Origin of the sequence: Rhodococcus erythropolis NBRC 15567 (genome assembly GCF_001552595.1) — a bacterium.
Taxonomy (GTDB): domain Bacteria; phylum Actinomycetota; class Actinomycetes; order Mycobacteriales; family Mycobacteriaceae; genus Rhodococcus_F; species Rhodococcus_F erythropolis.
The window spans coordinates 21,629-41,424 of record NZ_BCRM01000030.1 but is presented as its reverse complement, the minus strand read 5'-3'; the positions used below and the strand labels follow the sequence as shown (position 1 = coordinate 41,424).

Sequence of the window (19,796 nt, the reverse complement as noted above, 5' to 3'; positions counted from 1 at the left end):
CGACTACTCGGCAACCAGCGTGATTGCACGCACCGACGTCGTACTGTGTGCCGTGATCTTCATTCCGGCCACCATTCAATTCACCTGGCGGCAATTACTCTCGCGCGCAACGGGATCCAAAGTGGATGCACTAACCGGACTCCTGAACCGGCGAGGGCTGTGGGACATGTCGGAGCGTATCTGGTCGGTCGCGTCGGCAAATCGTGCCGACATTGCTGTTGCCGTCGTCGACATCGACAAGTTCAAGGCTGTGAACGACACCTTCGGTCACGAAGTCGGTGACGCCGTCATCATCCGGACAGGAACGCGTCTGCAGGAGCATGTGAACGGTTTCGGCTACGCCGCGCGCACCGGCGGCGAGGAGTTCACCGTTGTGATGATCGGCACCCCGTACGGACTTCGCAAAAGAATCGCGACACTGCCCAAAGCCGTCGTGAACGCTTCCGACGACCCCTTGGCCACGGTCAGCGTCGGAGCAGCGACGCTACCTTTCATCCCGCATCAGGAAGAGTTCGACTACAACGAGTTCTCCCGAGCAATCGTTGCGGCCGATCATCTGATGTACGACGCAAAATCCGCGGGAGGCAACACTGCGAACACTGCTCCTATGACTGTTCCACGTCGACGGGCACACTGAAACCGGGCTGTATCAGCGCCGATTCCACGCCTCGGGATCTGCCGTCAGTTCGTGAATGAATTCGGGCAACTCCCCACCTGCAACATCGGTGAGTGTGACATTTTCGAGCACAGCACGGAGGTTGACGCGCACTGCAATCCACACCTCCTTGAGGGGCGTCGCCGGCCCCCCGTAGTCGACGTCTTCCGGTCGCTGACCCCGAATCGAAGCAAGCGGTCCTTCGACGGCTCGTATGACGTCGGCAATCGTGATCTCGTCCGCGGACCGAGCGAGCCAGTATCCCCCGTCCGGGCCTCGACGGCTGTTGACCAAGCCGCCGCGCCGCAGGTCCGAGAGCACCGCTTCCAGGAACTTGTGGGGTATGACCTGGGATTTGGCGAGAAACTCGGCCTTGGCCGGGTCAGGACCTACTGCCGCGAGCTCGACCAGAGTCCGCACGGCGTAGTCCACCTTCGCGGTGATATGCACCGGCAATTCCTACCATCGTTCTATGAATAGTCGCAACAAACCTGCGAGTTCTTCGCCGCAAAGGGTTCCATGGCGTTACATTTTGATGCATGATGTAACGATCGAAGCTAGAGAACAGGACAAATCGCGTGTGGGAAACCCTTCTCGAATCATGGAAGTCACTTCTCGAACCGCTCCATGATCCAGTCACGCTCGCAATCCCCGCGTTTGTCATCTTCCTGGCAATCGAATGGTTCGCGGCCCGCGCTCTCGAGGATCATCCCGACGACGCCGACGGACGCGCACGACCCGCGGAAGGTGGCTACCGAAGCGTCGACGCCAGAACCAGCGTTCTGCTCGGACTCGTGTCGATCGCAACGAGCACCTTCTGGAAGGTGCTGGCGCTGATCGGCTATTCCGCAATATGGGTGTACCTCGCTCCGTGGCACCTCTCGCCGACGGCCTGGTACACCTGGGTGATCCTGCTGCTCGGAATCGACGTCCTCTATTACGCGTATCACCGCATCGCGCACCGAGTTCGGGTCATCTGGGCCACACACCAGGCTCACCATTCGAGTGAGTACTTCAACTTCAGCACCGCACTGCGGCAGAAGTGGAACAACAGCGGTGAGATCATCATGTGGTTGCCGTTGCCGTTCCTCGGGATTCCGCCGTGGATGGTGTTCGTCGGCTTCTCCGTCAGCCTCGTCTACCAGTTCTTCGTCCACACCGAACGTGTCGGAAAACTTTGGCGGCCCATCGAATTCATCTTCAACACGCCGTCGCACCATCGCGTCCACCACGGGTCCGACGCCGAGTACCTCGACCGCAACTACGCCGGAATCCTCATCATCTGGGACCGGATGTTCGGAACATTCGCAGCCGAAACCCACCGGCCCACCTACGGACTCACGACGCCGGTCGGAACGTACAACATCTGGAAGCTCCAAACACGCGAATACGCTGCCATCGCTCGCGACTGGAAAGCGTCGCAGTCGTGGCGCCAGCGCGCAGGCTACGTGTTCGGCCCACCCGGCTGGGCACCGAAAGCCGAGGTCACGTCAGCAGAATCCACAGCCCCGTCGCACTGAGCAGGAGCAGGGCGACCGCGAGAGCAGCACCCATACCCAAAGCAGGCGTTGCCTTTTCGGCTGAGAACTGGGCCAACCGCCTGGGCCGCGACCGACGTTCGTAGACCGTCACCGCGACGACAAGCACGGCAGCGAGGGACGGGCCGATCAGTGCTACCGAACCGAACGGCGGCAACCATCTCAAACAGGCGGCAGACAAGCCGAGGATCGACAGACTCGTCCGCACGAACGAGAGCGATGTGCGCTCGGACTGCAAGCCCTTGTCCGGAGGCTTGACACCTTCCGACGGTTCCAGCGCGGTCAATCAGTTCACGACCTCGACCACCAGGACGGTCGCGCAGATCACCAGCACGATGCCGACCACCGGCGCCATGAGCGGCACTGGCAACGAGCGCTCAGCACGCAGCGCTCGCTCGGCACTGATCCAGTGGACAAAAGAAGTGATGGCGATCAGAGCGCCGCCGACGAGCAACAACGCGGCCAAGCCGGCACGAACCGTCGGGTTGAGAATGTCGCCGCCGAACGCTTCGAGTCCGACGCCCGACGCGACAAAGGCCGTCGCCGTGCGGATCCAGGCCAGATACGTCCGCTCATTGGCGAGAGTGAACCGTGGATCGGGGTCTTCGCCCGTTCGGAACGGTCTCCACCGGGGCATCATCTGTTCATTCCGTCCGGGCAGAAATCGCACACTGCCTTCGGAACGGACAACGAGAAAGGAAGGTCATGTCCTTAATCTTCCCTGCCCGCCCCGAAGCAGCGCGAATCGGGTGGACGTAATTCAGCTCGCGGCGAGTGAGACGAGGAAGTCCACCGAGCCACTGGCGTCGACGGTGACAAAACCGAGGGACGGGGGTTCAACTCCGAAATCGGTCCAGGTAACTGGAATCGAGCCCGATGCAATCAGCGAATCACCCGAATGCAGCACAGTCATGTCGACCGACACCGGCTTGGACTGACCTTTGAGAGTCAAGGTGCCAGACACCGTGACCGTCGCAGTTGTGCCATCTGTCGGTACAGCAGCCAAGTCCACCGGCGAGTCGATCGTGAACGTCGCCGTCGGATACGTGCTGGTATCCATCACATTGCCCGTGAACTGGCCGTCGCGCCGATCCGAGTCGGTCTTGATGCTTGCCACCTGCACCGTCACTTCGCCTGACGTGAGCTTTTCACCCTCGACAACCGCGTTTCCGCTCACCTCGCCGGTGGTTCCGACGACGGTCACACTCGATCCGTTGAGAATCTCGTGCACGGTGTATCCCGCTGCCGTCTGGTTGTCCCCCTGCCCGGCGACGACGGTCCACTGCCCGTCGATCGATCCGGACGCCGCTTCTGCACCCTGAGTGGATACCACGGCCGCCGGCGCATCGTCTTCAGCGATGAATTTCCCGTACGCCCACGGCCCCACAAGCAGGGCGAGTACGACCACAACTACTGCTCCGCCGATCCACCAGATCTTTTTCATGGGTTCGACGATAGTTGCAGCTTCAACGATTGTCAGGAGTTACGACCTGGGAGAACCCTGTGAAAGCGCTCCACGAAGGCCGAGAACGGGGCACACCCACAACCATTAGTAATCCTTTGGTAAAGTGGATTTTGCATTCCGGCCCCCAGCCTGGAGTGCCTGGGCCGTGCGCATCGAATCATGCATCGATCCCGATGCGCACGGTCTGCCCGAAACACGAATCACATCGATCGAGGGAGCTCCCAATGGCGGACCTGACGCTCCTGACCGACGACGAGTTACATGAGCGTCGCACAAGCCTTCGTCAATCACTCACTACCGCAGCGAGTTTGGTGCCGACACCGTCGACGGCCTTCTTCGAGAAGTTGAAGCAGGACATCGATGCTGCTGCGGCAGAGTGGATCGCTCGCCGCTCCTGAACCGGCACCGGCACCGGCACCGGCACCGGCAACAAATGTCTGTCCTACTGACCGTTGGCGAGTTCTCGCAACTTCTGGCGCGACACCTTGCCTGCCGCCGATCGCGGAAAGTCCTGGGTGAAGATGTATTCGCGCGGTCGCTTGAAGCCGGCGATCTGCTCACGTATGTGCTGGTCCAGCTTTGCGCGAAGGTCTTCGTCGCTGTCGCTGATGAATCCGGACGCCAATTGGACGACCGCCACAACTCGTTGGCCCCACTCGGGGTCGGCGACGCCGATGACTCCGACATCGGCAACGCCGGGGTGTTCGAGCAGTGCGCCCTCCACCTCCGCGGGATACACGTTCACGCCGCCGGTGAGAATCAGGTCTACGCGACGATCCAATATGTACAGGTAGCCGTCGTCGTCGAAACGCCCCACATCCCCCGACGTAGTGAATTCGCCCCACTGCGCAGCAGCGGTCTTCTCCGGATCTCCCAAGTATTCGAATGGGCTGGTCTTGAAATAGATAGTGCCCTCTTCACCGGGAGGAGCCTGCTCGCCGTCCAGCCCGCGGAGCATTACAGCGCTCGGATCCGGACGCCCGACAGTGCCCGGATGTTCGAGCCACTCGGCGGTGGAGCACACGCATACGAGCCCCTCGGTGGAGCCGAGATATTCGACCAGAACCGGACCGAACCAATCGATCATGGCGCGCTTGGTTGCCGGAGGACACGGAGCCCCGGCATGAAAAAGAACATCGACACTCGAGATATCACAGCTGTCACGAACGCCTGCCGGTAAATCGAGAAGCCGCTGAAAATGCGTGGGAACCATATGGGAAGAAGTAATGGCTTTGTCGCTGATCGTTCGAAGCACCGTTTCGGCATCGAAGCCAGGCAAGACGTACAGCGTGTGCCCAGCATGCAACAGAGACAGTGAAACACCGCCCGGCGCAGCGTGATACACGGGCGAGCACACCAAATGCCGTCCAGGTCCATGGGGTATTCCCACGTTCCCGAAGAACGGACCGGTCGCCTGGAGCGGGCTCTCGGGCGTTGCATCGATCATCGGGCGGCGGACGCCCTTAGGTCGGCCAGTTGTGCCGGAGGTGTACATCATCGCCGAGCCGAGCGAGCGGGTGGCGGGAGTTTCGTCGGCGAAGAGGGTGAAGGCTTCGTAGCTGGACCAGTCGGCCGGCGCGCTACCGATAACCACGCGGTGCGGAACTGCGTCCTCTATCCGGCCGACAACCTTGTCGGCGAGCTCTGCGTGAACAATAAGGACGGACGCGTCGCAATCGCGCACGATGTACTCGACTTCAGGTCCCGCCAGATGAGTATTGATCGGAACGAAATACAAACCACTCTGCGTGCATGCCAGAGTAATTTCGTAGAACTCGGTACCGTTCAACAGTAGACCCGCGACGACATCGCCTCTGGTCAACCCCAGATCGGCGAACTTGTTGCTGAGCTGGTTGGCCTTGCTGACAAGCTCACCGAAAGTTGTTGTCTCGCCTTCCATAACGATCGCGGGCCGACTGGGATCACGTTGGCCCAGAAGCCAGGCGCCAGGCATTGCTATGCCCGTCGGCTGTTGGCGATCCTCGCGCTCGCTGTTGACCACGGTAGACATGAATGTCCTCTTTCCTGGAGGGATATCGGTGACTATTGCGAAGTGTTCGTAATTTTTTCGGACGTGTGCGTTCGCCCACGCATTCCAAGTACCACTGGAAATCCGATGGCAACCAATGTCCAGCACTCTGTGGACATTGGTTGCCAAAGGTCGACCGCATTGCGGCTAGTGGCGCGAAGGTCCCGTGATCACCTGCAGTTCGGTGAAGCTGTGCAGACCCCAAGGACCGTTTTCCACTCCGATGCCACTGGACTTGTGACCGCCGAACGGGAGATGCGGTAGGACACCCCTGCCGTGTCCGTTGATCGAGACCTGTCCGGCGTCGATCTGAGGAGCGAGCCTTGCGGCGTGTTCGGCGTCGCCCGACCACACGGACGCGGTAAGTCCGTACTCTCCGCGGTTGGCGCGGACGATGACGTCGGCCTCGTCTCGGAACGAGACGATGGGAAGCGCCGGACCGAACTGCTCTTCGTCGACGATGCGCATACCGTCGTCGACCTGGTCGAGGATGGTCGGCTGATGAAAGTAACCCTTGCGGTCGATCGGTCCGCCGCCGGCGGCGGCCCTCGCACCGTTGTTCAACGCATCCGCAACCAAGCTCTTGACCAGATCGAATTGCGGCTTGTTGTTGATGGGCCCGAGCACCGTTCCGTCGACAGTGCCCTCATCGACCTTGACGGATTTGGCAATTTCACTGAGGGCCTCGACCAGTTGAGGCTGAATACTTTCGTGTGCGTACACGCGCTTGACGGCCAGACAGATCTGCCCGTTGTTGTTGAATGCACTTTGGAACAGGCTGGGTGCGATCTTCTCGACGTCCACGTCTCCGAGAATGACGGCGGGATCGTTTCCGCCGAGTTCCAGAGTGATGCGCTTGAGGCCGTCTGCAGCCCCGAGAGCGACCTTTCGCCCGACCGAGGTCGAACCGGTGAAGCTGACTTTGCGCGGAACTGGGTGCGAAACCATAGTTGCGCCAAGCGGATCCGGCCCGGTGACCACGTTGAGCACACCGTCAGGGAAGGTGCCACGAAGGACGTTGGCGAGCGCAAGCGTTGCCAGCGGTGTGTACGGAGAGGGCTTGACGACGATAGTGTTGCCCGCGCGCAGTGCCGGCGCGATCTTCCACATCGCAAGCGCGATCGGAAAGTTCCACGGGGTTATGGCACTGACGACCCCCATCGGTCGATGGGTGACCTCCTCGAAGCCCTCGGCATCGTCTCGGATGATTTCCCGAGGGATGTCGAGATCGGCGTAGTAGCGCAGCCACATCGCCGCGACGCCGAATTCCATTGCGGCATCGGTGAGCGGCTTGCCCTGCTCCATCGTCAGGATCGGGGCCAGTTCGCCGATCCGGCTCTCGATGACGTCTGCGGCTCGGCGCAATGAGTCACGACGAAATTCGTCGTCGAACCGCCAAGATTCGTACGCGGTCGCAGCCGCGGCGAACACACCGTCGAGCTGATCCGGCGTGACGGACGGCGCCTGTGCGAATACCTCACCCGTCGCGGGATTGATCACCCCGAAGCTACCCGCGGTAGGGAGATCGCGTCCGTTCGATGTTGCTGCGGCAGACAAGAATAGCGAATCCGTTGAGGTCATTCTCGATCCATTTCGTGGTCAGTGGTGCGCCGGCGTCAGCACCGGCTTGATTGCCTTGCCGGAGAGCGAATCCTCCACGGCCTGGTTGATCTGATCGAGCGTGTAGGTCTGGACGAGCTTGTCGAATGGGAACCAACCGCGTTGCCACAGATCCACCAGCTGCGGGAGAAAGACCTGCGGGACCGAACTCCCTTCCAGCACATACGTCACTGACTTGCCTGCCAACAGAACCGGGTCGATGTCGAGCTTTCCGGAACCGCCGCCCACCAACACCGCCTTACCCGGGGTGTCGAGGATGCTGACAGCCGTTGTGATGACAGAGGTCACTGCGGTCGTTTCGAAGGAGAAGTCGAGTCCACGCCCGCCGTTCTTGATTGCCTCGACCAGATCCGGTGCATCGCCGCGCACCGTTCGGGTAGCACCAACTTCTACAGCCGTTTCGAGCCGAGAGTCGACCAGGTCGACCACGACGATGTCACGGGCACCTGCAGCCTTGGCTGCCATCACTGCCGCAAGTCCGACACCACCGGCTCCGAACACTGCAATACTTTGTCCAGCAGCCAGTTTCATTTCGTTGAGAACCGAACCAGCGCCCGTCTGCAAGCCGCAGCCGAGAGGACCGAGAAGCTCGAGCGGCAGCGCTTTGTCGACCACGACCACATTGCGTTCGGTTGCAATGGCGTGCGTGGCAAAGGACGACTGCCCGAACCACCGGTTCGCCACCGGGTTGCCATTCCGATCGAGTGCACCGGTACTGAGATCCGCGCGGCGCCCCGTGAGGTTTCGAGACATGAATTCGTCGCAGTAGGAAGGGCTTCCGGCAAGGCAGTTGCGGCAGCGACCGCAGGATTCGAAACTCATCAGCACGTGGTCGCCGACTTCGACGCCTCTGACCGCGCTGCCGACCGCTTCGACGATGCCGGAACCTTCGTGGCCGAGAATGATCGGCCCGGTCTGCGCCAGGAAATTGGGATCCCGTAGCAGAAGGTCGGTGTGACACAACCCGGCGCCGACCACCTTGACGAGAAGTTCGTCCGACTCCAGCGGCCCGAGCTCCACTTCCTCGAGTTCGAACTTGCCGTCGCTGTCACGCAGAACGGCGGCTATTGCGGTAGTGGTCATGATTTCTTCTCCGTGGGATTAACGAGCTCGAGCGCATCTGCCCAGACGCCTTTACCTGCGATAATGCGACGCAGCTTCATGATCTTGCGTTGTTCGTTCAGGGTGGCAGCGCCGACCAGTCGATCGCCCGAGCGGTACAGCGCCACAAATTTGTCAGTGTCCGGATCACCGGAGGCAAAGACCACTTCATCGGCGACGGCCGTGCCGACGAACTGGATGCGGCTCTGATACCAGTCGCTCCAGAAATAGGGGACGGTCTCGTACGGCTTGGCATCTTCCGGCGCAACGGCATTGATCGCAGCCTGGTGCGCCTGATCGGCAGCATTGGTCCAGTTCTCGAGCCGCACCGATAGTCCGTTGAATGCGGGGTTGGGCCAGTGGACGACATCGCCCGCCGCATAGACGTCTTCAAGCGAGGTCTGAAGGAACTCGTTTGCCATCACTCCACCATCCACCGGGTGCAGTTCGATACCCGAATCTGCCAGCCACCCCGTCGCGGGAGACGCTCCCACGCCGACGACAACAAGCTCAGCCGGCAACGAAGTGCCGGTACTCAGCCGGACCGCCTCGACGTGAGTGGTGCCGATCAGCCCTTCGACCTGAACATTGCACAGGAGTGGAATTCCGTTGCGTTCGTGAAGCTTTGCGAGCGCCTGGCCAACGGTCTCGCCGACTGCACGGACGAGTGGGATGGGGGCGGCCTCGACGATCGTCACGTCTGCGCCGCGATCTCGGGCAGACGAGGCGAGCTCGGATCCGATGAATCCGGCGCCAACTATCACGAGTTTGATTCCAGGGCGGAGTCTTTCACGAAGGGCGAGTGCATCATCGAGAGTGCGAAGCCCGACAACGCCCTCCAGATCCGGCATGTCAGGAAGAGTGCGTGGTGACGCTCCTGTCGCAATGATCAACTTCTGGTACGGAAGCCAGTCGTTGTCACCAACACGCACGCGGTGCGATGCGGGGTCCAGTCCCGTCGCCGGCGCCCCGAGGCGAAGCTTCACATCGAGGGCGGCGAGCTCCTCGGCCGAAGTGTGATAGTCGGGCGCGGCGCCGTCTTTCAGGAACTGCTTGCTCAGGGGAGGCCGGTCGTAGGGAAGATGGAACTCGTCGCCGACCAGCGTGATCGGTCCCGCGAACCCCGCTTGACGGGCGGACTCCGCAGCCCGCAGACCGGCCAGTGACGCCCCGACGACAACCAGTCCGGCTCCATGATCGATATTCGTTGCGTTCACGATCATGTCTCGTCGAGGGTCAGGGCTTTGGCCGGACATGCACGAACAGCCTCCCGGGCGAGCTTCTCGTCACCGGCATCGACCAACTCCTTGTGGAGAATCAGTGAACCGTCGTCCGCAACCTCGAAGTAGTCCTCGGCCACCGATTCGCAGATTCCGATTCCTGTGCACCGCCCGCGATCAACAATGATTTTCATAGCGTCGTTCCTGTTCTTTGCTGGAGTTGGTTACACGCGTACCGGGAGGTGCTTGATCCCGTTGATGAAGTCGCTGAAGAGGTACACCGGCTCGCCTACCTCCATGGCAGGCAGTTTGGTGAGGATTTGTGAGTACAGTGCCCGCAGTTGGGCTTTGGCGACCATGTGGCCGAGGCAGTAGTGGACCCCGCCGCCGCCGAAGGAAACATGGTTGTTAGTGAAACTGCGCTGCAAATCGAATCGATGGGGATCCTCGAAGACGTCCTCATCCCGGTTTCCCGAGCCGTAGAACATGACGACCTTGTCGCCCCTTTTGAGCTGAGTTCCACCCAGTTCGAAGTCCTGAGTGGCCGTACGCGCGAAGTTCTGGACGGGCGAAGCGTGGCGAATGAACTCCTCGATCGACTGCGCGATGCGGCCGTCGAAGTCTTCCGTCAGCCATCGCTTCTGGTCCGGATTCTTGTGCAGTGACAAGGCGGTGTGGCTGGTGGTCTGTTTGGTGGTGTCATTGCCGGCGACGCTGAGCAGGACCATCGTTGAGGCGATTTCGAGCTCGGAGAGAGGTTTGCCGTCGAACTCGGCGTTTGCCAGCGCAGTTGCGATGTCGTCGGCCGGATTCTCACGACGGAAATTGACCAAGTCATTGCCGATCTCCGACAGTCTTTCCATCTGCTGCATGGCGTACTCGGCCGGTGTCAGATCCGCTGGGCATTCGTCCGGGTCACCTGCGTTGACGAAGTTGTCGCCCGCTTTGGCGAACTCTTCGACCAGACTCTCGGGGACGCCGACAAGATCGGCGACAGTGAGCATCGGCAACTTCGACGCGACTTCTTCGACAAAGTCGAACTCGCCCGCACCGACGACTCGGCCGACGATCTGCTCGGCGCGTTCTTCGATCTTCTCGCGTAGACGCTTGACGGCCTTCGGAGTGAACGCCGAGCTGATTACCTGGCGGTATCGGGTGTGGTAGGGCGGATCCATCACGAGGAAGGTTGGGGCACCGACCGTTTCGCGGTCGATTGGCGGGAACATTACACCCCGCGCCGAGTCCTGATCGGAGCTGAAGATTTCGTGATTCTGGCTCACGAAGGCGATATCGGCACTCTTGACGAGTGCCCAGAACCCTTTCTCGCTGTCGTCGGGTTTGAAATGCGGGCGTTCCATCGGCTTGTGCCAGCTCACCGGAGCATTCTCGCGCAGCCAGGCGAATGTCTTGTCCCGCTCGGCAAATGTCCGACCCCAGAACTCGACACTTGTGACATCGATGTTCGGGGCAGTCACCGGGTGGTCGGTGAATGGAAGTGAGGTGGTCATGCAGGTACCTTTCCGTGGCTCCTGGCGGTGAATTGTTCGGTCGACGAGGTTCCTGATCGTCGCAGGTGTTGCTTTCTGGGACAGAAGATTTCCCTCACGGACGCCGATTCGAGAGAACCAAACTGCCGGCGGCGCCGAAGAAGTATCCGACTCCCTGGACGAAGCTGATTTCGACTTCGGGAACCTGCTCGCAGGCCTCCCCGCGTAGCTGACGGACCGCCTCCTGGATGGCGAACATTCCGTACATCCCGCTGTGTGTGTACGACATTCCACCGCCGTTGGTATTCATCGGAAGTCGGCCTCCCTTTGACGTATGTCCTTCGGCGACAAAGTCTCCCGATTCACCATGACCGACAAATCCGAGATCTTCGAGCATGTAGAGCGGAACGTGAGCGAAGGCGTCGTATGCCATCAGATGGTCGACATCGTCGCGGGTGATTCCCGCGGTGGCGAAGGCATCGGCGGCGGCATGACGGAATGCACGGAACGATCCAGGGTCCTGCATCTGCGAAACCAGTGGGCCTTCGGCAGATTCACCGGAACCGAGCAAATACACGTGCCGATCGGATCCAGGCATGTCTGCCGCCCGTTCGGCACTGGTCAGGATCACGGCGCCGCCACCGTCGGTGAGCACACAGCACATGTCACGGGTGAACGGGTAGGCCACCGGTGGACCGGACAGCACTTCGTCGACCGACGTCGGCTTGCGACGGAAAGCTCGCGGGTTGTCGAGGGCCCAGTTGCGCTGCGCAACAACAACCTCAGCCAGGTGCTCGCGAGTCATTCCGCGATCATGCAGAAAGCGCAGCGCCGGAACGGTAAAAGTCGAGTACGGCATATTTGCGCCGTAGACAGCCTCGAACTGACCGGTCATGGAATCCAAAGGCGTCAAGTATGGTGGAGCGCCAACGCGGGACCGCCCGGACTCGCCATGCGTCACGAGCACAACGTCAGCGGCACCGGAAGCAATGGCGGCCGCGGCGTGACGCACATGAAGCATGAAACTGCATCCACCAACGCCTGTTCCGTCCAGCCAATGAGGCGTGATACCCAGGTGGTGACTGACTTCCATCGGAAGCAAGCCGGTGGTAGCGACGCCGTCGATGTCCGCTGGCGTGAGGCCTGCGTCGGCCATTGCGTTGCGGGCGGCATTGGCGTGGAGATCGAGGATGGACATGCCTGGCAATACACCGATTTCCGTCGTCTCCGACGCACCGACGATCACCACGTTTCCGTTGTGCATGGATGTCACATGGCTTGTTGTCATCTGGCGGACTCCTGCAGCGGCGTGAACATAGGAAGTTTCATGTCTCCACGCTCGACGAACGTGACTTCGAGCTCGAGGTCGAGTGGGAGACTCCCAGGATCAGCAGCCACCCCGATCACGTTACTCATCAGGTAGGGGCCCTCGTCGAGTTCGACCAGTGCAACGATGATCGGCGTCGTGGGATCGAACGGGGGAATCGGTCGGTGGTTGATCACGTAGGACACCAGCCGAGCTCGACCACTGACAGAAGTCCACACCACGTCATCGGAATTGCAGAACGGACAGAAGGGTCGCGGATAGAAGTAGTGCTGTGTGCATGACTCACATCGTTGAATTGTGAGCTCCCCGCGCTGCGCACCCTCCCAATAGGGAGCGGTCGCCGGGGTCGGCACCGGTACAGGCCCTGTCATCGACAGTCCTTTCGTCGTCTAGGTCTGAAATCGACCTATGAAGGCATTCAACGGGATTCAGTCCATCACCGTTGCAAACAGAACACGTGCCGTTACTTTTCGCATAGAGAAATGCGTACCGTACGTTCGCTTAAAGGAACGCGTTCCGTTAGTTTCACCTAAACGGAACACGTTCTGCAACGACCAGAGTGATCCAGTTCATCCTGTATGTCAAGGTTTGGCTGGAAATCCGGAAAATTGACCTGCCTCCACTCGGCAGGAGACTTGCCAACCACATACGTAACGTGTTCTCTTTAGTTAGAGAACGTTGTCACGCAACACTTTCGACGCTTCCGTCAAGCCGAATCGCACTTACCGTCCGGTAACCCCGGTCCGGCCCATTAACTATCACGTGGATGAAATCGAGGTCAAACATGCCGATCGACAGCTCACTCGTCGGACTCTCCGGCACACCTGCCTGGACAAGTTGGACGTCGAAAGACGCACTGCTGTATGCGCTGGGTGTCGGAGCCGGTCAACCTGACCCCCTCGACGAGTTGGAGTTCACGACCGAAAACAGTGAGGCCACACCACAGGTCGTCCTCCCGACCTTCGCCAATGTGGCATTCGTCGGCGGCGGGCCGTCGCTGCCCGACGACGTGGACTTCACCAAGGTGCTGCACGCATCGCAAGCGCTCAGCCTGACGGGACCGCTCCCGACGGACGGTCGCGTCGAAACCACCGGCACGATCACCGGCGTCTACGACAAGGGTTCCGGGGCCTTGGTCATGACGGAGACTGTCGCCCGCGACTCTGTCGGCCAGATCGTGGGGACCCTCGAGTCCGGGTTGTTCTTGCGTGGCTATGGAGGGTTCGGGGGCGAGCGCGGGCCATCGGACTCCTGGGAATTGCCCACGGGCAAACCGGATCGCGTTGTCACGTACACGACTCGACCGGACCAGGCACTACTCTACCGACTCAGCGGCGATCGGAATCCCCTGCATTCGGATCCAGCGTTCAGCGCCCGCGGCGGCTTTCCCACTCCCATCCTGCACGGGATGTGTACATACGGTTACGCCGGCCGGGCCCTCCTGCATACCATCGCCGATTCAGACCCGAAGCGCTTTCGGGGGATGTCGGGGCGGTTCTCCAAGTCCGTGCTTCCAGGACAGACGATCACGACCTCGATCTGGGTTGACGGTACCGATGTTCGGTTCCGGACGGTCGACGAATCCGGCGACGCGGTCATCGACAAGGGCACCGCGACAATCCACTGATATGCAATCCACTCACCCCCGCTAGAGACTCGCCGCGAATCTCGTCGTGGCACTAACAGTCGTGGCACTAACAAAGGAAAGATTTCATGGGTTCACTCGAAGGTCGTGTAGCGATCATCACCGGCGGCGGCCGAGGCATCGGCGCGTCGATCAGTAAGTTGTTCGCTGCGCAGGGCGCAAAGCTTGTCATCAACGACCTCGGCTCGGCACCCGATGGTGCGGGTGGTGACCAGGGACCGGCGCGAGACATTGCTGCCGAGATTGTTGCCGGTGGTGGTGCTGCGATCGCCGACGGCGGCGACATCGCCGACGTCGCGACCGGCCAACGCCTGGTCGATCTCGCGCTGGAGAACTACGGCAAGCTGGATATTCTTGTCAATGTCGCGGGAATCCTGCGTGACAAGATGATCTTCAACCTTCCGGAAGAAGACTGGGATGCGGTCATCCGCGTGCACCTGCGTGGCCATTTCAGCACCATCAAGCCGGCAGCTGCCTACTGGCGTTCGTTGCGGAATCCCGACGGCCACTTCCGCATCATCAACTTCACTTCCGATTCGGCACTGCAGGGCTCACCGGGTCAGCCGAATTATGCAGCAGCCAAGATGGGCATTGTCGGCCTGACTGCGTCCACGGCAAATGCCCTGGCTCGATACGGCGTAACCGCCAACGCTATCGCTCCGGGTGCCGCCACCCGACTGACACAAACCATCCCCGACGAGAAGCAACTGGGATTCGAATCCGCCCCCGGCAACGACTCGCCGGACAACATTGCGCCCATCGTCACGTACCTCGCCGGTACGAGTTCCGATTGGCTGTCGGGCCGCACCCTCGGCGCCTCCGGCCTCGAGGTGAAGCTGTGGAACAACCCCGACGTCATTGCCTCCGTGTCGTCGGACGGACCATGGGACCTCGACGACTTGGCCGCCAAGGTCGAAGGGGAGTTCCGACCATTGGCAGACGGCCTGCACCCGTCCTTGTTCATGACCCAGATTCCGAGCTGACCAACGCATACTCGGTAAGAATGAGTACCGGGTGCTGAGCGTGTGAACTGGGCTTGGTGCCGGGACGATATCGTGGTGCTTGAGGCGACAGTGTCAGATTTCGGTACACGATTGGGGACAACACGGATGGCCGCAGTGAAGGTTAATGGCCGCACACCTGAGGCCAAGGCATTCCGTGTCGAGCGAGTCGTGAAAGCAACCCGTGAGCTGGCAACCGCCGGTGGCTACGAAGCCGTGCAGATGCGGGAGGTCGCTCGTGTCGCCCAAACGGCACTTTCGACGCTGTACAAGTACTACGCGTCGAAAGACGACCTCATCAATGCAGCTGTCGGTTCCGAACTGAACTCCCTGACCGAAGACGTGCTCCGTCGTCCGCCCAGACAGCGGACGGCGGAGGGTCGTGCCGGCGAAGTGTTTGTCCGGGCCTACGTGGCGATGGTCCGGGATCCGGGGTTCGCCCACGCTGCAATGTCCGCGGGCAATACGGTGCTCGAGTTCGACCTCGATCGGGTCCGACACTCGGAAGAAATCAACGTGAAATCACACTGGTCCGTCACCTTCACCCAGATTGCTGCCGTTCAAGCGTGGGGTCCCGACAATCGATGCAACCCGATACAGGCCCGCGCACTGGACATGATGGAAACCCTGTGGGTCGCCAGTGTCGTCAGTTGGCTGAACGGTGATATGTCAGCCGACGAGGTGAAACGGCGCCTACGTCTGGCGGCGAAGCGCCTGCTTGCCGTGGATTCTGCTGAACCGAACGGTAATTCAGCAGACGTAAGCTGACTGGAACCAACATTCGGAGCAACTGAACACTCGCGACTGCGGCCCCGACTTCCCCATGAAGTCGGGGCCGCAGTCTTTCCATTCCTCAGCCTCGCCATGAACCAGATCGTTTCCGCGAGTGGGCATTCAAGCCCGCAGATCCTACTCCATCTGCGTCTTGCGTCACGCAAATACGTGAAATAGTCTCCACAAGAACATATTTCGCGCCAAGTCGGACTTCGATTTATGGCGTCCGATCCGCGACCCATTCCCGCGACGAGCTGTGCACCCCCGCGGCCGAGTCGCGGGACAAATCAGCCACTCGCAATCGAGGCGTCCGTTCTCTATCCGAGGAGATACTCCATGGCCCTTCGCCGTTCGTCCATCGCGCTCTTCGTCGTCGGCCTGATGCTGACCGCGGCAGCAGCGGCGATCAAATACGTTGCCGTGCCGAATCTATCCAAGCTGCCCGCGGATACGAATGAGACCGCACTGTTCGAGAGCACACTCCGGCAACTCGACCCGACGACCTTCGGACTCGACTCCGGTACCCCGATCACGATAGACCGATCCTTGAGAGTCGTTCAGGCAGAAGGAGATTCCGCGATACTTACCAGCACGGCGATCACACACCTTCCGAGCGGCGACGCCACCGACGTCCACACCTTCGCCGTCAGTCGCGTGGATTTCACTCAGACCACCGCACCGGACGGAGTATCGGTCGAGGATCAACGCGGCGGAATGACGATGTCCTTCCCGAAAAATCCGACCACCGACGACGCACTTGTCTACGACTCGGTGACACGGACCGCGCAGCCTGTAACTTACACCGGGACAACGATGTTCGCGGGTCGCGAAGTACACGAATTCACCGGCACAACTGCCGCCCCCATCGCAGACCCCGCGGTTCTGGGCCCGCTCAAAGCCGGTATCGCAGTCCTCGACCCGAGTGGGGTCGGGTCGACAATGCAGCGAGAGATAGTGAAGACCTTGATTCCCGCATTGCCGGCCGACCGGATCGCTGCAGTGGAGCGAGCGCTCGAAACCGCCCCCGACGCGGTACCCCTCACTTACACCTCGACGAACCGGATGGATCTCGCCATCGATTCCCACCTCGGCGCACCCGTCAATTTCACCCAGAACCAGACCACCGTGCTCAACATCGCGTCGGGAGACACGACAGTTCCATTTCTCGATCTCTACCAGGTTCGGATGGAAACCTCCGATGCGTCGATCCGGATGGTGGCCGAGAAGGTCGCACGGGCGGAACGGCTGCTGAAGATTGCGGGGTTCTGGGTTCCGCTCGTGTCCGCGTTGTCTGGGGCGCTGCTTGTCGTCGTAGCGATCGTTCGGCGCAGGCCCGTTCATCACGGATGACAACCAGATCTGATCTCCGGCAGCGGCACTGAGACACAAAAAAGCTCCCCACCTGCGTGAACAGGTGGGGAGCTTTGGCGGTGGCGGAGGGATTTGAACCCTCGGACGGGGGTTACCCGTCACACGCTTTCGAGGCGTGCTCCTTAGGCCGCTCGGACACGCCACCGTTGGTGACTTTACCGGATGGAGTGCCCGTGGCTGAAATCGCCAGGTGGAGCGGTATTACGTGAGCTTGTCCTTGATGCTGGAGGCGGCGTCCTTGACCTTCTCGCCTGCATCCTTGACGGCCGATTTCACCTGGTCGCCCTTGCCTTCGTTTTCGAGGTCCCGGTCACCGGTAGCGCTGCCAGCAGCTTCCTTGGCCTTGCCCCCGAGGTCTTCGGCCTTGTTCTGAGCCTTGTCTGCGATTCCCATGAGTACTCCTCTGTGAACGCGAACGAATCGCCTTCCGACGATCCGCCGATGCCCTGACGGCATCTGCCTCCACCATGCCCTCGATTGCTGGATCCGGCTACCCGAGTGTGCGATCACTCTCGATGGGGAATACCGAATTCAGGCCCGCTGCTCGCGGAAGAAATCTTCCAAAAGCCCAGCGCATTCGTCCTCGAGGACCCCGCCGCGCACCTGCGGCCGATAGGTCAATCTTTTATCTCGAACTACGTCCCATAATGATCCGACGGCTCCGGTTTTCGGCTCCCACGCCCCGAAAACGACCCGAGAAACCCGGGCGAGGACCAGAGCGCCCGCACACATCGTGCATGGCTCGAGGGTGACGGCCAGCGTCGCACCTTCCAGGCGCCAGCCGTCACCGTAGATTCTTGCGGCAGCGCGCAACGCGAGGATTTCGGCATGCGCGGTCGGATCGGACGACGCTTCCCGGGCATTGGCGGCCCGAGCAACTTCGACGCCGTCAGCGTCGAACACCACTGCCCCGACCGGGACGTCTGCGTCGGAGGCGGAACGTGCGGCCACGATGGCCGCACGGATCATGCGCTGATCGTCAGCGAGAGTCATCTAGCGCGGGAGCTTGTCGAGCGCTGCGCCGAACTCGGACGCGAACCCGAGTCGCTGCGCGATCATCCCCAACTGCTCGTCCGGATAAAGATCGGTCTCGGCCGCGATGACAGCGAGCACGGGTTCCGGCAGGCCCAGATCGGCCAGGACGGACAGGTCGCCCTCTTCCCAGGGTTCGACATCGTCGAGGTCGTCCGGGTCGATGTCGGGGATCTCGATGTGCAAGGCGTCGAGGACGTCGGCGGCGATGTCGTAGTCGATGGCGGCGGTCGCGTCGGAAATCAGCAACTGCGTGCCCGACGGCGCCGGACGCAACACGATGAAGAACTCGTCGTCGACGTCGAGAAGACCGAAGACGGCACCCGAACTTCGCAGCTCACGCAGCTGCGTTTCGGCGGCCGAGAGCGAGGTCAACGCGTCGGGCGTCAGTGCCTTGACCGTCCAACGCCCCTCTTCACGGACCACCGCGACACCGAAGCCTTCAAGCTCCTCCGACTGGTTCGAAGAGGCGCTCTTGTTACCCGCGCGCTGTGCACCCATGGCGCAACGGTAGCCCGCCTGGTGCCAGTGAGTGAAGTCCGAGCATCGATGTGCCAACCTGAACCGGTGTCTGCGATCGATTCCGCCCCACCAGTCTGCGTTCTCGGCCTCGGATTGATCGGCGGTTCGCTACTTCGCGCCGCCGTCCGATCCGGTCGTCAGGCGTGGGGTTACAACCGTTCCAGCGAGTCCGCCGACGCGGCCCGAGCCGACGGTTTCGACGCCGACACCGATCTGGTTTCAGTGCTGCAGAGAGCGAACGAGAGCGGCGCGATCATTGTGATCGCCGTGCCGATGCCTGCCGTCGACGCCACCTTGGAGGCAATCGCCGCGCATGCGCCGAACAATCCGATCACCGACGTCGTCAGTGTCAAGGGTGAAGTGAAGGCCGCGGTCGAACGAGCGGGCTTGAGCGCCAAGTTCGTGGGCGGTCATCCGATGACGGGGACGTCAGCTTCGGGTTGGGCGGTCGGCGATGCCGATCTGTTCGTCGACGCGGTGTGGGTCGTTGCCACCGACGAAGGCGTCGACGCAGACGTGTGGTCGCAGGTCGCCGACCTGGCACTCGACTGCGGCTCGGTGGTCGTGCCGGCCGAATCTCTCGAGCACGATCGAGCAGTCGCGCGTATCTCTCACCTGCCCCACCTACTGGCGGAAACACTCGCGATCACCGGAGCTGCCGGCGGCGAACTGGCCCTTGGGCTGGCCGCCGGGTCATTTCGCGACGGCACCCGCGTAGCCGGGAGCGCTCCTGGCCTGGTGCGGGCGATGTGCGAGGGCAACCGTGACGCCCTGCTGGTCGCGCTGGACGAAGCGCTCGACCTTTTGCAGGGTGCACGCACCGATCTGCTCGACAACGGCTCCACGGCACGATTGGTGGACGCAGGGTTCGCTGCGCGCGGCGCTTACGAGTCGCACGAGCGTTGGGACATCGAAGACCTTCGGGTCGGAGAACCCGACTGGATCGAGCGGATGCGGGACGCCGGTCGACGCGGTGGTGTCATCCGGCGATCCGAAACCTAGAAGGACG

The 19,796-nt window shown here is 61.3% G+C and carries 23 protein-coding genes and 1 tRNA gene; 8 read left to right on the top strand and 16 right to left on the bottom strand.

Annotation, left to right across the window (positions count from 1 at the left end; genetic code table 11):
* Positions 1–637, top strand: a 637-nt coding sequence (locus RE4_RS26960; RefSeq protein ID WP_155716993.1) for a GGDEF domain-containing protein, incomplete at its 5' end; no start/stop codon positions are given.
* A 12-nt stretch (positions 638–649) separates the two neighbouring features.
* Here RE4_RS26960 and RE4_RS26955 read toward each other — a convergent pair.
* Complete coding sequence (locus RE4_RS26955; RefSeq protein WP_003943908.1) at positions 650–1,105, bottom strand: RrF2 family transcriptional regulator; 456 nt, start codon at positions 1,103–1,105, stop codon at positions 650–652.
* A gap of 128 nt (positions 1,106–1,233) precedes the next feature.
* Between RE4_RS26955 and RE4_RS26950 the strand changes: the two genes are divergently transcribed.
* Positions 1,234–2,175: a sterol desaturase family protein gene (locus RE4_RS26950; RefSeq protein WP_042950394.1), complete on the top strand. Its 942-nt coding sequence runs from the start codon at positions 1,234–1,236 to the stop codon at positions 2,173–2,175.
* Here RE4_RS26950 and RE4_RS26945 read toward each other — a convergent pair.
* From RE4_RS26945 to RE4_RS26935, 3 genes are all read right to left on the bottom strand, one after another.
* On the bottom strand, positions 2,141–2,479 hold the full coding sequence (locus RE4_RS26945) for a DUF202 domain-containing protein (RefSeq protein WP_041814532.1): 339 nt from the start codon (positions 2,477–2,479) through the stop codon (positions 2,141–2,143). The genes RE4_RS26950 and RE4_RS26945 overlap by 35 nt on opposite strands.
* On the bottom strand, positions 2,480–2,830 hold the full coding sequence (locus RE4_RS26940) for a YidH family protein (RefSeq protein WP_029537421.1): 351 nt from the start codon (positions 2,828–2,830) through the stop codon (positions 2,480–2,482).
* 123 nt (positions 2,831–2,953) lie between these two features.
* On the bottom strand, positions 2,954–3,637 hold the full coding sequence (locus RE4_RS26935) for a YceI family protein (RefSeq protein WP_019746487.1): 684 nt from the start codon (positions 3,635–3,637) through the stop codon (positions 2,954–2,956).
* A 245-nt stretch (positions 3,638–3,882) separates the two neighbouring features.
* On the opposite strand from RE4_RS26935, the gene RE4_RS31345 reads away from it, so the two are divergent.
* Positions 3,883–4,056, top strand: coding sequence for a hypothetical protein (locus tag RE4_RS31345; RefSeq protein WP_169801353.1), 174 nt, complete (start codon positions 3,883–3,885; stop codon positions 4,054–4,056).
* A 44-nt stretch (positions 4,057–4,100) separates the two neighbouring features.
* Here the strand turns inward: RE4_RS31345 and RE4_RS26930 are convergent, their stop codons facing one another.
* The 8 genes from RE4_RS26930 to RE4_RS26895 form a co-directional block, all read right to left on the bottom strand.
* The gene (locus tag RE4_RS26930) at positions 4,101–5,669 is read right to left on the bottom strand and encodes an AMP-binding protein (protein WP_201799165.1); all 1,569 of its coding nucleotides are present in this window, start codon (positions 5,667–5,669) and stop codon (positions 4,101–4,103) included.
* A 165-nt stretch (positions 5,670–5,834) separates the two neighbouring features.
* On the bottom strand, positions 5,835–7,268 hold the full coding sequence (locus RE4_RS26925; protein WP_024488212.1) for an aldehyde dehydrogenase family protein: 1,434 nt from the start codon (positions 7,266–7,268) through the stop codon (positions 5,835–5,837).
* Positions 7,269–7,286: 18 nt separating this feature from the next.
* A complete protein-coding gene (locus RE4_RS26920) occupies positions 7,287–8,390 on the bottom strand; it encodes an NAD(P)-dependent alcohol dehydrogenase (RefSeq protein WP_024488211.1) in 1,104 nt (367 codons plus the stop codon).
* Entirely contained in the window at positions 8,387–9,631 is a 1,245-nt protein-coding gene (locus RE4_RS26915) for an NAD(P)/FAD-dependent oxidoreductase (protein WP_060939671.1), read from the bottom strand. Before RE4_RS26915 ends, RE4_RS26920 begins: the two co-directional genes overlap by 4 nt.
* Positions 9,628–9,822, bottom strand: a complete 195-nt coding sequence (locus tag RE4_RS26910) for a ferredoxin (protein WP_024488251.1) — start codon at positions 9,820–9,822, stop codon at positions 9,628–9,630. Before RE4_RS26910 ends, RE4_RS26915 begins: the two co-directional genes overlap by 4 nt.
* Positions 9,823–9,852: 30 nt before the next feature.
* Positions 9,853–11,136: a cytochrome P450 gene (locus tag RE4_RS26905; RefSeq protein WP_045066434.1), complete on the bottom strand. Its 1,284-nt coding sequence runs from the start codon at positions 11,134–11,136 to the stop codon at positions 9,853–9,855.
* 94 nt (positions 11,137–11,230) lie between these two features.
* Positions 11,231–12,403, bottom strand: a complete 1,173-nt coding sequence (locus tag RE4_RS26900; protein WP_060939670.1) for a thiolase C-terminal domain-containing protein — start codon at positions 12,401–12,403, stop codon at positions 11,231–11,233.
* On the bottom strand, positions 12,400–12,813 hold the full coding sequence (locus RE4_RS26895; RefSeq protein ID WP_042950388.1) for a Zn-ribbon domain-containing OB-fold protein: 414 nt from the start codon (positions 12,811–12,813) through the stop codon (positions 12,400–12,402). Before RE4_RS26895 ends, RE4_RS26900 begins: the two co-directional genes overlap by 4 nt.
* A 395-nt stretch (positions 12,814–13,208) precedes the next feature.
* On the opposite strand from RE4_RS26895, the gene RE4_RS26890 reads away from it, so the two are divergent.
* The 4 genes from RE4_RS26890 (at position 13,209) to RE4_RS26875 (ending at position 17,212) form a co-directional block, all read left to right on the top strand.
* A complete protein-coding gene (locus RE4_RS26890; RefSeq protein WP_225320233.1) occupies positions 13,209–14,069 on the top strand; it encodes a MaoC/PaaZ C-terminal domain-containing protein in 861 nt (286 codons plus the stop codon).
* A gap of 86 nt (positions 14,070–14,155) precedes the next feature.
* Entirely contained in the window at positions 14,156–15,070 is a 915-nt protein-coding gene (locus tag RE4_RS26885; protein ID WP_046377774.1) for an SDR family NAD(P)-dependent oxidoreductase, read from the top strand.
* Positions 15,071–15,205: 135 nt separating this feature from the next.
* Entirely contained in the window at positions 15,206–15,856 is a 651-nt protein-coding gene (locus tag RE4_RS26880) for a TetR/AcrR family transcriptional regulator (protein ID WP_158024821.1), read from the top strand.
* A 342-nt stretch (positions 15,857–16,198) separates the two neighbouring features.
* Positions 16,199–17,212 carry a porin PorA family protein gene (locus RE4_RS26875; protein ID WP_042950387.1) on the top strand — a complete coding sequence of 338 codons (1,014 nt, stop codon included), beginning with the start codon at positions 16,199–16,201 and terminating at the stop codon, positions 17,210–17,212.
* 75 nt (positions 17,213–17,287) lie between these two features.
* Here RE4_RS26875 and RE4_RS26870 read toward each other — a convergent pair.
* The 4 genes from RE4_RS26870 to RE4_RS26855 form a co-directional block, all read right to left on the bottom strand.
* Positions 17,288–17,378, bottom strand: a tRNA-Ser gene (locus RE4_RS26870).
* Positions 17,379–17,434: 56 nt separating this feature from the next.
* Positions 17,435–17,626, bottom strand: a complete 192-nt coding sequence (locus RE4_RS26865) for a CsbD family protein (RefSeq protein WP_003943869.1) — start codon at positions 17,624–17,626, stop codon at positions 17,435–17,437.
* A 138-nt stretch (positions 17,627–17,764) separates the two neighbouring features.
* Positions 17,765–18,226 (bottom strand): nucleoside deaminase, encoded by a 462-nt coding sequence (locus tag RE4_RS26860; protein ID WP_019746485.1) that lies wholly within the window; start codon positions 18,224–18,226, stop codon positions 17,765–17,767.
* Entirely contained in the window at positions 18,227–18,766 is a 540-nt protein-coding gene (locus RE4_RS26855; protein WP_003943823.1) for a tRNA adenosine deaminase-associated protein, read from the bottom strand.
* A 48-nt stretch (positions 18,767–18,814) separates the two neighbouring features.
* Here RE4_RS26855 and RE4_RS26850 point away from each other — a divergent pair, with 48 nt between their 5' ends.
* A complete protein-coding gene (locus RE4_RS26850) occupies positions 18,815–19,789 on the top strand; it encodes a prephenate dehydrogenase (RefSeq protein ID WP_046377772.1) in 975 nt (324 codons plus the stop codon).
* Positions 19,790–19,796 lie beyond the last annotated feature (7 nt).

Coding starts and splice junctions, on each gene's coding strand:
- RE4_RS26940 (WP_029537421.1), bottom strand. CDS start 2,830: ATGCCCCGGTGGAGACCGTTCCGAACGGGCGAAGACCCCGATCCACGG.
- RE4_RS26935 (WP_019746487.1), bottom strand. CDS start 3,637: ATGAAAAAGATCTGGTGGATCGGCGGAGCAGTAGTTGTGGTCGTACTC.
- RE4_RS31345 (WP_169801353.1), top strand. CDS start 3,883: ATGGCGGACCTGACGCTCCTGACCGACGACGAGTTACATGAGCGTCGC.
- RE4_RS26930 (WP_201799165.1), bottom strand. CDS start 5,669: ATGTCTACCGTGGTCAACAGCGAGCGCGAGGATCGCCAACAGCCGACG.
- RE4_RS26925 (WP_024488212.1), bottom strand. CDS start 7,268: ATGACCTCAACGGATTCGCTATTCTTGTCTGCCGCAGCAACATCGAAC.
- RE4_RS26920 (WP_024488211.1), bottom strand. CDS start 8,390: ATGACCACTACCGCAATAGCCGCCGTTCTGCGTGACAGCGACGGCAAG.
- RE4_RS26915 (WP_060939671.1), bottom strand. CDS start 9,631: ATGATCGTGAACGCAACGAATATCGATCATGGAGCCGGACTGGTTGTC.
- RE4_RS26910 (WP_024488251.1), bottom strand. CDS start 9,822: ATGAAAATCATTGTTGATCGCGGGCGGTGCACAGGAATCGGAATCTGC.
- RE4_RS26905 (WP_045066434.1), bottom strand. CDS start 11,136: ATGACCACCTCACTTCCATTCACCGACCACCCGGTGACTGCCCCGAAC.
- RE4_RS26900 (WP_060939670.1), bottom strand. CDS start 12,403: ATGACAACAAGCCATGTGACATCCATGCACAACGGAAACGTGGTGATC.
- RE4_RS26895 (WP_042950388.1), bottom strand. CDS start 12,813: ATGACAGGGCCTGTACCGGTGCCGACCCCGGCGACCGCTCCCTATTGG.
- RE4_RS26890 (WP_225320233.1), top strand. CDS start 13,209: ATGAAATCGAGGTCAAACATGCCGATCGACAGCTCACTCGTCGGACTC.
- RE4_RS26885 (WP_046377774.1), top strand. CDS start 14,156: ATGGGTTCACTCGAAGGTCGTGTAGCGATCATCACCGGCGGCGGCCGA.
- RE4_RS26875 (WP_042950387.1), top strand. CDS start 16,199: ATGGCCCTTCGCCGTTCGTCCATCGCGCTCTTCGTCGTCGGCCTGATG.
- RE4_RS26865 (WP_003943869.1), bottom strand. CDS start 17,626: ATGGGAATCGCAGACAAGGCTCAGAACAAGGCCGAAGACCTCGGGGGC.
- RE4_RS26860 (WP_019746485.1), bottom strand. CDS start 18,226: ATGACTCTCGCTGACGATCAGCGCATGATCCGTGCGGCCATCGTGGCC.
- RE4_RS26855 (WP_003943823.1), bottom strand. CDS start 18,766: ATGGGTGCACAGCGCGCGGGTAACAAGAGCGCCTCTTCGAACCAGTCG.
- RE4_RS26850 (WP_046377772.1), top strand. CDS start 18,815: ATGTGCCAACCTGAACCGGTGTCTGCGATCGATTCCGCCCCACCAGTC.